General features: G+C 72.9%; 10 protein-coding genes. 9 read left to right on the forward strand and 1 reads right to left on the reverse strand.

Annotation, left to right across the window (positions count from 1 at the left end; genetic code table 11):
• The first annotated feature begins 193 nt into the window (after positions 1-193).
• The 5 genes from dop to pafA all read left to right on the forward strand — a co-directional run bounded on the left by dop (position 194) and on the right by pafA (position 5,060).
• Positions 194-1,684, forward strand: coding sequence for a depupylase/deamidase Dop (gene dop / locus WD250_03510; protein MEX2619266.1), 1,491 nt, complete (start codon positions 194-196; stop codon positions 1,682-1,684).
• 85 nt (positions 1,685-1,769) lie between these two features.
• Complete coding sequence (locus tag WD250_03515; protein ID MEX2619267.1) at positions 1,770-1,958, forward strand: ubiquitin-like protein Pup; 189 nt, start codon at positions 1,770-1,772, stop codon at positions 1,956-1,958.
• 21 nt (positions 1,959-1,979) lie between these two features.
• Positions 1,980-2,801, forward strand: a complete 822-nt coding sequence (gene prcB, locus WD250_03520) for a proteasome subunit beta (protein MEX2619268.1) — start codon at positions 1,980-1,982, stop codon at positions 2,799-2,801.
• 65 nt (positions 2,802-2,866) lie between these two features.
• Entirely contained in the window at positions 2,867-3,598 is a 732-nt protein-coding gene (gene prcA / locus WD250_03525) for a proteasome subunit alpha (GenBank protein MEX2619269.1), read from the forward strand.
• Between the two features lie 106 nt (positions 3,599-3,704).
• Positions 3,705-5,060 (forward strand): Pup--protein ligase, encoded by a 1,356-nt coding sequence (gene pafA, locus WD250_03530; protein MEX2619270.1) that lies wholly within the window; start codon positions 3,705-3,707, stop codon positions 5,058-5,060.
• A 27-nt stretch (positions 5,061-5,087) separates the two neighbouring features.
• Here pafA and WD250_03535 read toward each other — a convergent pair whose 3' ends face one another.
• On the reverse strand, positions 5,088-7,484 hold the full coding sequence (locus tag WD250_03535; GenBank protein MEX2619271.1) for a transglycosylase domain-containing protein: 2,397 nt from the start codon (positions 7,482-7,484) through the stop codon (positions 5,088-5,090).
• Between the two features lie 67 nt (positions 7,485-7,551).
• On the opposite strand from WD250_03535, the gene WD250_03540 reads away from it, so the two are divergent.
• Genes WD250_03540 through WD250_03555 form a run of 4 tightly spaced genes read left to right on the forward strand, consistent with a single transcriptional unit; the run spans position 7,552 to position 11,274 of the window.
• On the forward strand, positions 7,552-8,406 hold the full coding sequence (locus tag WD250_03540; GenBank protein ID MEX2619272.1) for a hypothetical protein: 855 nt from the start codon (positions 7,552-7,554) through the stop codon (positions 8,404-8,406).
• Entirely contained in the window at positions 8,361-9,326 is a 966-nt protein-coding gene (locus tag WD250_03545; protein ID MEX2619273.1) for a hypothetical protein, read from the forward strand. Before WD250_03540 ends, WD250_03545 begins: the two co-directional genes overlap by 46 nt.
• A gap of 26 nt (positions 9,327-9,352) precedes the next feature.
• Complete coding sequence (locus tag WD250_03550; GenBank protein ID MEX2619274.1) at positions 9,353-10,303, forward strand: WYL domain-containing protein; 951 nt, start codon at positions 9,353-9,355, stop codon at positions 10,301-10,303.
• Complete coding sequence (locus WD250_03555) at positions 10,300-11,274, forward strand: WYL domain-containing protein (protein MEX2619275.1); 975 nt, start codon at positions 10,300-10,302, stop codon at positions 11,272-11,274. Before WD250_03550 ends, WD250_03555 begins: the two co-directional genes overlap by 4 nt.
• Positions 11,275-11,328 lie beyond the last annotated feature (54 nt).

Here is an 11,328-nt window from a genome sequence, read left to right on the forward strand (position 1 = left end):
GCGCACTGGCCCGGCGACGCGCCCGGGCAAGTGGCCCGGCCACGCGACCACCTCCAAAGGGGCGCACTGGCCCGGCGACGCGCCCGGGCAAGTGGCCCGGCCACGCGACCACCTCCCAAGCGGGTTCGAACCGGACGTCGCAGGCCGGTGGGCGGCTACCCTGGATGCGCACCCTTCAGGAAGGCCGCCACACGTGGCGATCACGAAGTACCTGGGAACCGAGACCGAGTACGGCATCTCGGTGGTCGGCAGGCCGGACTTCAACCCGGTCCTGGCCTCGTCGCTGATCGTCAACGCCTACGCCGCCGACGGGCGCCCGCGGGCGCGGTGGGACTACGAGGAGGAGAACCCGCTGCGAGACGCGCGCGGGTTCACCCAGCCGGGCGCGCACGAGCCGCCACCGGAGGACGACATCGGCCTGGCCAACTCGATCCTGATCAACGGCGCGCGCTTCTACGTCGACCACGCGCACCCCGAGTACTCCTCGCCCGAGTGCTCGAACCCTCGTGACGCGGTCGTGTGGGACAAGGCCGGCGAGCGCATCCTCGAGGTGGCCGCCGCCCGCGGGGCGCAGGTCCTGCCCGGCGGGCCCGGCCGCATCGTCATCAGCAAGAACAACACGGACGGCAAGGGCGCCGCGTACGGGATGCACGAGAACTACATCGTCGACCGCGCCGTGCCGTTCGGCGAGGTGGTGCGCCAGATCACCCCGTTCTTCGTCACCCGCCAGGTGATGGTCGGGGCGGGGCGGATCGGCAACGAGTTCGGGCTCGACGACGTCGGGTACCAGATCTCCCAGCGGTCCGACTTCTTCGAGGTCGAGGTGGGCCTGGAGACCACGCTCAAGCGTCCGATCGTCAACACCCGTGACGAGCCCCACGCCGACCCCGACCGCTTCCGGCGCCTGCACGTGATCATCGGGGACGCCAACATGAGCGAGGTGTGCACCTACCTCAAGCTCGGGTCGGCGTCCCTGGTGCTGCTGATGATCGAAGACGGGTTCCTGCCCGACCCGCCGGCTGTCGCCGAGCCGGTCGCGTCGCTGCGTGCGGTCTCCCACGACCTCACCTGCGCGCGCCCGATCACCCTCGCCGACGGACGCCACGCCACGCCCATCGAGGTGCAGTGGCACTACCTGCAATATGCCAGGAAGTACTGCGAGGACGTCGACGACGCCCCGGCCTGGGGTCCCGACGTGCTGGCGGTCTGGGAACGGGTCCTGACAGCGCTGGAGGACGACCCCACCACCCTCGACGGGGTCGTGGACTGGGTGACGAAGTACTGCCTGCTGCAGCGCTACCGGGAGCGCGACGGGCTGGAGTGGGCATCCGACAAGCTCAAGCTGATCGATCTGCAGTACCACGACGTGCGCCAGGACAAGGGTCTGTACAACCGGTTGGCGGCCAGGGGGCGGATCGAGCGCATGCTCGACGAAGCCGAGATCGTCCGCGCCGTGACCCACCCGCCCGAGGACACACGCGCCTACTTCCGGGGACGGTGCCTGGAGAAGTACCGGGACCAGGTGGCGGCAGCCGGCTGGGACTCGATCATCTTCGACGTCGGCCAGGACACGCTGCAGCGGGTGCCGATGATGGACCCCGCACGCGGGGGGCGGGCGACCACCGAGGCACTGATCGACCGCTGCGACACCGCAGCGGAGCTCCTCGAGGCGCTCCAGGGCTGAGCGACCGGGCTGAACGGCGCAGGCCCCGCTCGCTACACTCGGGCACGAGGGCAGCAGTCCCCGGACACACGATGAGGAGACCACCATGAGCGAGGGTGGACAGGTTCGTCGGTCACGACCGAAGCAGGACGAGGAGAGCACCGCGCCCTCGGAGGAGACCGCCGAGTCGGTCGACACCTCCGAGGTCGACGAGCTGCTGGACGACATCGACGAGGTCCTCGAGGAGAACGCGGAGGAGTTCGTCAAGAACTACGTCCAGAAGGGCGGGCAGTAGCGTGCCGCGTCGGCCCCGGCGATGAGGATCCCACCTGAGCTCCAGTCCGGCTGGGCCGGCCAGGACCCCTTCGACCTGTCGGGACCGAGCTTCTCCGCGATGCTGCGACGGCGGGCACCCGAGCTCTCGGCGGCCACCTGGGACGCCGGCGGGGACCACGCATCGCCCCTCCACGTCGATGGCACCACCGTGCTCGCGCTGACCTATGACAGCGGTGTGGTCATGGCCGGCGACCGTCGGGCCACCGCGGGCAACGTGATCTCCAAGCGCGACATGCGCAAGGTCTTCGAAGCCGACGCGTGGTCGGCGGTGGGTATCTCGGGCGCCGCGGGCCCGGCCATGGAGCTGGCCAAGCTCTTCGCCACCGAGCTGGAGCACTACGAGAAGGTCGAGGGCGGACCGCTGTCGCTGGAGGGCAAGGCGAACAAGCTGGCGCAGATGGTGCGCGCGAACCTGCCCATGGCCATGCAGGGCTTCGTCGTCGTGCCCCTGTTCGGCGGCTACGACCCGCGCCTGAGCCGCTCATGCATCTACGAGTTCGACGCGGCCGGCGGCCGGTACGAGGAGCGCCGGTTCGCCACGCAGGGCTCCGGCGGCCGCGACGCCCGGGGGAGCCTCAAGGCCCGCTACCGCACGGACCTGGACGGGGAGGCCGCCATCGACATGGCCATCGAGGCCCTGTGGGACGCCGCGGACGAGGACTCGGCGACCGGTGGCCCCGACCTCGTGCGGGGGATCTACCCGCTGGTGGCGGTCATCGACGCCGACGGCTACCGCGAGATCCCAAGCGACGCGGTGGCGGCGCGCGTGCAGCACGTCATCGGCGACCGCCGCGACGTCTAGACTCGCTGGCTGGTCGGGCGACGCCGGCTGGCCGCACCATCCGGCCGCCCGGCCGACCACCCACCGTGGAGCGATCCCGAGAGGAGCGCATCGCCGTGTCGATGCCGATGCCGTACGTCTCGCCCGAGCAGCTGATGAAGGACCGGGCGGACTACGCCCGCAAGGGCATCAGCCGCGGTCGTTCCGTGGTCGCGGTCGCCTACGCGAGCGGGGTGCTGTTCGTCGCCGAGAACCCCTCCGCAACCCTGCACAAGGTCAGCGAGCTCTACGACCGCGTCGCGTTCGCCGCGGTGGGCCGCTACAGCGAGTTCGACCAGCTGCGCGTCCAGGGGATCCAGCTCGCCGACGTCCGGGGGTACCAGTACGCCCGGGAGGACGTCACCGGACGGTCGTTGGCCAACGTCTACGCCAACTTCCTCGGTCGGGCGTTCACCGAGGGCGCCAAGCCCTTCGAGGTCGAGCTGCTGGTCGCCGAGGTGGCCGACCGCGAGGCCGGGACCAGCCGGGGCCAGGCGCTGGAGATGTACCACATCCTGTTCGACGGCTCGATCACCGACGAGGCCGACTACGTCGCCATCGGCGGCAACGCCGACGCGATCGGCAGCGCGCTGGGTGCGGCCTACCGCGAGGGCATGGACCGCGACGCCGCGCTGCGCGCCGCCCAGCAGGCCCTTGCCAGCGCCGAGGAACGCGAGATCGAGCCCACCACGCTGGAGGTCGCGGGGCTCGACCGTGACCGGGGGCGACGCAAGTTCTTCCGGCTGTCGCCCGCCGAGGTCGCCGCTGCCCTGGGCTGACGTGGTGTGGCGGTCGCGCAGCACCGCCATGGGATGCTGGGGCCCCTACACTGGCCTTCCTCCAGGGAAGGCGCCATTCCCAATGCCCGCAGAGACGAGTCGTTAGATGGAACGCCGGATCTTCGGGCTCGAGGTCGAGTACGGCGTCACCTGCACGTTCCGGGGGCAGCGCCGTCTGTCCCCCGACGAGGTGGCGCGCTACCTGTTCCGTCGGGTGGTCTCGTGGGGACGGTCCTCCAACGTCTTCCTCGAGAACGGCGCCCGGTTGTACCTCGACGTGGGCAGCCATCCGGAGTACGCGACACCCGAATGCGACTCGGTGTACGGCGCGGTCGTGCACGACAAGGCCGGCGAGCGCATCCTCGAGGGCCTCGTGGATCAGGCGGAGCACCGCCTGCACGAGGAGGGCATCGCCGGCGAGATCTACCTGTTCAAGAACAACACGGACTCGGCCGGCAACTCCTACGGCAGCCACGAGAACTACCTCGTGACGCGGGTGGGGGAGTTCCAGAAGCTCGCCGACACGCTCATCCCGTTCCTGGTGTCGCGACAGATCTTCGCGGGAGCGGGGAAGGTCCTGCAGACGCCCCGCGGCGCGGTCTACTCGATCTCCCAGCGCGCTGAGCACATCTGGGAGGGCCTGTCGTCGGCGACGACCCGCAGCCGTCCGATCATCAACTCCCGCGACGAGCCCCACGCCGACGCCGAGCGGTACCGCCGCCTGCACGTGATCGTGGGCGACTCGAACATGAGCGAGTACGCCGTGTGGCTCAAGGTCGCGACCGCCGACCTGGTCCTGCGGATGGTCGAGGGTGGCGCGATCATGCGCGACCTCACCCTGGACAACCCCATCCGGGCCATCCGGGAGATCAGCCACGACATCACCTGCCGCCGGCGGGTCAAGCTGGCCGGAGGCCGGGAGATGAACGCCCTGGAGATCCAGCAGGAGTACTTCGAACGCGTGTCGCAGTTCATCCAGCACACCGGGTCTGACCCCGAGACCGAGAAGGTCCTCGCCGAGTGGGGGCGTGTGCTGCAGGCGCTGAACGACGACCCCCTGAAGCTCAGCCGGGAGTGCGACTGGGTCGCCAAGCACAACCTCATCGAGGACTACCGGCGCCGCCACGAGCTGCCGCTGTCCCACCCACGGGTCGGCATGGTCGACCTGCAGTACCACGACGTCAACCGCTCGCGCGGTCTGTATTACCTGCTGCAGCGGCGCGACAAGGTCGACCGGATCGTCACCGACGCCGAGATCGACGTCGCCCGCACGACCCCGCCCCAGACCACCCGGGCACGCCTGCGGGGGGAGTTCATCCGCCAGGCCAAGCGCAAGCGCCGGGACTTCACCGTCGACTGGGTGCACCTCAAGCTGAACGACCAGGCGCAGCGCACCGTGCTGTGCAAGGACCCGTTCCGTTACGAGGACGACCGCGTCGACAAGCTCATCGCCTCGATGTAGCGCCGTGTCGCCGTCGCGCGAGCGGGCTCAGCCGGCCCCGCCGGGCGTCGGCAGACCCGCTTCGGGCGGCGGCCGCGACTCCCGGGGCGGAGGGGGTGCCAGCGGCGCGTCGGGCGGGCCCGGCGAGCCCCGCACCGTCGGCGCGTCCCCGGGGGCGCCAGACGAGTCCGGCTCGTCCTCGGACGGGTCCGGCGAGGGCTCCGGACGCGGGGGCGGGCGCGGGGGCCGGCCTGTGGACACCCCCAGCGTGACCGTGGCCCCCTTCGTCACCGTGGCCCCCTCCCGCGGGCTCTGCCACACCACCGTCCCGGCCGGGGAGCTCGACGCCACCGAGCTGACCCGGCCCACGAGCTGGAGCTCGGTGAGCTCCGCGAGCGCCTCCGCCTCGTCCATGCGGCGCAGGTCTGGGACATCGAGCTCAGCCCGTACCTCGAGTGCCTCCGCCCCGCCACCGCTGTGCACGAACGCGACCGGCTCGACCCCCTCGAGTGCCGCGGCCATGAACTCCCGCCACATGGTGGCGGGCACCGACCCGCCGGTGACCCCGCGCATGGGGACGTTGCGGCCGACGTGGCCCATCCAGACCGCGGTCGACAGCACCGGGACGCTGCCGACGAACCAGGCGTCGTTGTTGTTCTGGGTGGTGCCGGTCTTGCCCATCGGCTCCCACCCCGACAGGCGCGCCCTGGTGCCCGTCCCGCGGCTGACGACGTCCTGCATGATGTCGACGATCACCTCGGAGACCTCGGGCTCCAGGGCCCGCTCGGGTCGGGTCTCGGCGACGTACACCTCGTTGCCGGCCGCGTCCTTGACGTGGTCGATGACGTGGGGCGGCAGGTAGTTGCCGTCGTTGGCGAACGTGCCGAACGCCGAGGCCATCTCCAGGGGTGTGACGCCCCGAGTCGCGCCGCCAAGCGCGATCGAGGGGTTGTGGACGCCCTGGGTCATCGCCTCCACGTCGATGCCCATGCGCGCGGAGAGGTCGAGGACGGGGCCGGTGCCCACGAGGAGCATCAGCTGGGCGGCGGCGGTGTTCGCGCTGCGCACCAGCGCCTCGCGCATGTCCAGGCGCCCGTAGCTGGAGTTGCCGTAGTTGCGCACCCCGTTGTCCTCGCGGGACCAGCCCGGGACGTCGTCGAAGTAAGCGGGGCTGCGGCCCTGCAGGGTCATGGACGACGGGAACCCCTCCTCCAGGGCGGCGGCGTACACGAATGGCTTGAAGGCGCTGCCGGGCTGGCGACGGCCCAGGCGGGCGACGTCGAACTGCTGGGTCGTGAAGTCCGAGCCCCCGTGGAGGGCCATGATCCTGCCGTTGCGGGGATCCACGGCCGCGATCGCGCCGGTCGGGCCTCCGGCCTCTGGGAACTGGTTCTTGACCACGTCGCTGGCGATCGCCTGCATGCGCGGATCCAGGGTGGTGTGGATCGCCAGCCCCCCGTTGAACAGCCGGTCGATGCGGTCCTGGCGGTCCTCGCCGAAGGCCGAGGTGCGGAAGAACTCGTCCTTGACCGCCTCCACGAAGTAGGGCTGCGAACTGGTCCTCGGGATGTTCTCGACGACGATCACCGGAACGGCCTGACGCGGCTCGACCTCGTCGAGGGGCAGGTAGCCCTCCTCGGCCATGCCCGCGAGGACCCGGTTGCGTCGGGCCAGCGCCCCGGCCGGGTTGCGCCGGGGGTCCAGGTCGCTCGGTGCCTGGATCATGCCCGCCAGCAGCGCCGCCTGCTCGACGGTCAGGTTCTCGGGGTCGACCTGGAAGTACTCCTCGGCTGCCGCGGCGATACCGTACGCCCCCGAGCCGAAGTACACCTGGTTGAGGTAGCGCTCCAGCAGCCAGTCCTTGCTGAAGCGCCGCTCCAGGGCGACGGCGTGCAGCAGCTCGTCGATCTTGCGCTGCACCGTCTGGTCGCCGCCGACGAAGTTGGCCTTCGCCAGCTGCTGGGTCAGGGTGGAGCCGCCCTGGGTGACGCTGCGGGCGCGGGCGTTGGCCACGAAGGCCCGGCCGATGCCCTCGACGTCATAGCCGGGGTGCTCGTAGAACTTGCGGTCCTCCGCCGTGATGACCGCCTGGCGCACGTGCGCTGGGACCTCCTCCAGGGCCACCACCCGGCGGTCCACCTCGTCGTGCAGCACCGCCAGGACGGAGCCGTCGGCGGCATACACGATGGAGCGCTGGTCCAGGTCCGGCAGCGCCTCGGCCGTGCCCGTGGAGAGGTCGATCTCCACCGCGCCGGCGGCGCTGCGCAGCGCCGGGACCATCCCGAGGGCGACCAGGGCCACGATCGCGATGATCCCCAGCAGGCCTGCCCCCGCGAGCGCGCTCAGCCGCACGGCCACCGTCGCCAGGTTCGAGGGGTCGCTGTCGCCGGCCCATCCTTGCGCCGGTCGCAGGCGCGGCACGCGTTCCAGGGACCCCAAACTCACACCCAATACGCTAGCGCCTCCACGCCGTCCCTGATGATCTGGGCGCGGCCCCGTACCATGCGCCTTCGTGAGCGAGACGGTTGCGACCCACGTTGCGCACGGGCTCGCCCTGGGCGGGGTGCTCGCGATCGCCGGCGCGTGGAGCCTCCGCGCCGGCGGCGGGGGACTCCCGCACCTCGGGGTCGGCGCCGTGGCCGGGGTGGCGGTCACCCTCGGGGGTCGGCTGGCGACGGTACCGTCGTGGGCCATCGTGGCGCTGGTGCTCCTGGCCGGCGCAGCCGTCGGTCGCCTGGCATGGTTCCTGGACGCCCGGGTGCGCAGCGTGCCGGGCCGCCCGGCGGTGACCGCCGACGTCGCGGTGCTCGGCGCCGCGGTCGCGACCGTCGGGCTGCTCGTGCCGGTGGGCGCGGCCCCGGCGGTCTACCCCCCGCTCAGCGCAGCGGTGCTGCCCAGCGGGGTCCCGGTGCTCGGCGGTTGGCCCGGGCTGCCCGGAGGGCTGGCAGCGCTGGCGCTGGGCGGCGCGGCGGTGTGGCTCCTCGCCTCGTCCCGGACCCCGCCCGCGACGGGCGAGCGCCTTGCCGCCCGTCGGTGGGCCGCCGCCGGGGCGGCGCTGGCGGGTGCGGCGGTGCTCGGGGGCGGGGCGCTCGTGGCCGGAGACGCGGGGGCCCGGGGCGCCGTCCTCGCCGCCGCGGACCCGGTCGGTCTGGCGATCCGAGCCAGCGCCGCGGGCCTCGCCGGACGAGGCAGCACGTGGCGGGCGGCAGCAGCAGGGCTGGCCCTGGGGGTTGCCGAGACCCTCGCCCGCGTGCTCGACCCCACCGGGGCCATCGTGATGCTGCCCGCCGTCGCGGTCCTCCTCGTGAGCGTGATCCTGGCATGGGACGACCGTCCCGGCACGCCGGCGCCGGTGACCGGGCCATGAGCGCCGACGCGCCCGACGGCCCCCTGCCGGCCGGCCTGCGCCGGCGGCGGGCTCTGGTCGCCGGGGTGGTGCTCGCCATCGCCTGGCCGTTCGTGCTCGCCGGGCCCGCCGCGTGGCGCACCGCCTCCCAGGTCCTGGCGCTCGTGCTGGTCGGCCTGTCCCTGACCGTGACCGTCGGATGGCTGCGGGTGATGGCCCTCTTCGCGCCCGCGGCAGCGGTCGCCGGCGCGGGTGCGACGGTCGTGCTGATCGGTGGGGGACGCCCGGGCCTGGGCTTGGCCGCCGCCCTCGTCGCCGGTGCGGCCGCGGGTCTCCTGGCGCTCGCCCCGGCATCCGCCAACCCGCGCCGGTGGCTGCCGGTCACGTCCCTCGTCCTCACCGTGGCGGGCGTGCTGGTCATGCCGCGACTGTTCCGTCCGGTCACCCCCTCCGGGCTCTTCGGCCTGGACCTGACCGACGACCGGGTGGTCTACCTCGTCGGCCTCGCGGTGGTGATCGCCGCCTGTGCCGGCGTGGCCCGTCTGCGGCTGCGCACGCCCGGGCGCCACCTCGCGGGGATCGGCGCGGACGACGGCACCGAGGAACCCCAGCGCTGGTGGGTCGCCGGCGTCGCCCTCTCGGGGAGTCTGGCCGGTGCGGCCGGGTACCTGACCGCCCTGCTGCACCACGGGGTCCCGAGCCCGATGGAGTTCTCCCCGACGACCGCAGTGGCCTACCTCGCGATCCCGTTCGTGGGCGGTGCGTCGACGGTTGGCGGGGCCGTCGTGGGCGCCGTCGTGTTCCTCACCGCAGCCCGGACCTCGCTCGCCCTGGGCCTGGCGTCCGTCACGCTGCCCGCCGTGCTGCTCGTCGTGGCCGCGGCGGTGCGTCACGACGGCCTGGTGGCCTGGGTGAGGGTCAGAGCGGGGCATCGCCGATAGCCTCGAGCACCGGTAGCCTCAAGCACATGTCGGACCGGCTGGAGCGGCTGATCAACCTCGTGATCGCGCTGCGGGAGACGCGCCGTCCGATGGCGATCGAAGACGTGCGCCGGCGGGTAGCCGGCTACGGGCAGTCCGACCACGGCGCGTTCCGGCGCATGTTCGAGCGCGACAAGGCCGACCTGCGGGCGTTGGGCGTGCCGCTCGAGACGGCACGGGTCGACCGGTTGAGCGACGTGCAGGGCTACCGCATCGACCCCCGTCGCTACGACCTGCCGGCGGTCCAGCTGGACGCCGAGGAGCTGACCGCCCTGGCGCTCGCCCTGGAGGCGACGGGGCTGCGCGACGAGGGCGGACCGGGACTGCTGAAGCTCGAGGTCGACGCCGGGCAGCCCACCGGGATGACCGGCCCCGGGCGGCCACCGGTCGGCGTGACGTCGGCGGCGCCGCCGCACCGCGACGTACTGCTGACCGCCCAGCTCACCCGCACGCCGGTGTGCTTCCGGTACCGGCCGCCCGGGCGCGAGGAGTCGCAGCGGACCGTCGACCCCCACGCCCTGGTGCACCGTCGCGGACGTTGGTACCTCGTCGGTCACGACCACGGGCGGGCCGAGCGCCGGGCGTTTCGTCTGGACCGCATCACCGGACCGGTCACCACGGCCGGGGAGCCAGGCGCCTTCCCGCCACCGCCGACGGTCGGCGTCGACGACGTCGTGCCGCCGCCTCCCCCGGGCGGTCCCCGCACCGCCGAGGTCACCGCCGCGCCCGAGGTCGCGTGGGTCGTCGCACGCCGCGCACGGGGCGGCGGCCGGCCCCTGGAGGATGGCTGGACGGCCTACACGGTGGCGGTGAGCGACCCCGACGAGTTCGCCCGCTGGATCCTGGAGCTCGGCGACCAGGTGGAGGTCTGCGGCCCCCCCGAGCTGCGTGCCGGCATCGTGGAGCGCCTCCAAGCGGTGCTCGGGGATCCGCCTTGAGCCGCCCAGCAGGCACGCTGGAGCGCCTGGAGCGCATCCTCACGATGGTGCCCTGGCTCCTGGACCATCCCGGGACCCCCGTGGAGGAGGTCTGTCAGCGCTTCGCGGTGTCCCGGGACCAGCTGGCGTCCGACCTCGACATCCTCGGCTACTGCGGGCTTCCCGGCTACGGCGGCGGCGACCTCGTCGAGGCCTCGATCGTGGGGGATCGGGTGCTCGTGCGGATGGCCGACTTCTTCCGGCGGCCGCTGCGGCTGAGCCTGCGCGAGGCCCTGACCCTGCTCCTTGCCGCCCGGACGATGACCGGCGTCGCCGGGCTTGCGGAGTCAGCGGCCCTGCGGCGCGCCGAGGCGACGCTCACCGGGCTGATCGGCGCCGCGGCGGGGGAGGGCGGCGACACCGAGGCCGACCCCCGCATCACCGTCGACCTCGGCGCCCCCGGCGACGAGCACCTCGCCGCCCTGCGGGAGGCCGTGGAGGCGCGCCAGGTGGTGCGCATGACCTACCGCTCGGGGTCGCGCGCCGAGGTCACCGAACGCGACGTGGAGCCGTGGAGCCTGACCGGGTCGCTCGGCGCGTGGTACCTGCAGGGGTACTGCCGGATGGCCCGGGCGCCGCGGGCGTTTCGCCTGGACCGCATCCGCGAGCTCGCGGTCACCGCCGAGGTCGCCGACCCGGCGGAGCATCCGGTCGGCGCGACGACGCCCGTGTACGAGCCCGGACCAGACGACGAGCGGGTCGTGCTCGATCTCGGTCCGGACGCCTGGTGGGTGACCGAGTGGGCGGTGGTCGAGGACGTCAGCGAGCACGACCACGTCCGGCGGGTCACGCTGCGGTCCGGGAGCCGGGAGTGGATCACCCGGCTGGTGATCTCGCTCGGTGGCGGCGCGACCGTGGTGGAGCCCGCCGGCCTGCGGACCGCTGTCGCCGCCCGCGCCCGCACCATGCTCGAGCGCTACCGCGGGGACTGAGACGTGAATCGCTCCGAGCCTGCGAGGACGATTCTCTGCTGTGCCGGGTGTGGG

The organism is Egibacteraceae bacterium (assembly GCA_040905805.1).
GTDB lineage: Bacteria > Actinomycetota > Nitriliruptoria > Euzebyales > Egibacteraceae > DATLGH01.

Excerpts from the sequence above, each read along its gene's own strand:
- WD250_03515 (MEX2619267.1), top strand. The coding sequence starts at position 1,770 with ATGAGCGAGGGTGGACAGGTTCGTCGGTCACGACCGAAGCAGGACGAG.
- prcB (MEX2619268.1), top strand. The coding sequence starts at position 1,980 with ATGAGGATCCCACCTGAGCTCCAGTCCGGCTGGGCCGGCCAGGACCCC.
- pafA (MEX2619270.1), top strand. The coding sequence starts at position 3,705 with ATGGAACGCCGGATCTTCGGGCTCGAGGTCGAGTACGGCGTCACCTGC.
- WD250_03545 (MEX2619273.1), top strand. The coding sequence starts at position 8,361 with ATGGGACGACCGTCCCGGCACGCCGGCGCCGGTGACCGGGCCATGAGC.
- WD250_03550 (MEX2619274.1), top strand. The coding sequence starts at position 9,353 with ATGTCGGACCGGCTGGAGCGGCTGATCAACCTCGTGATCGCGCTGCGG.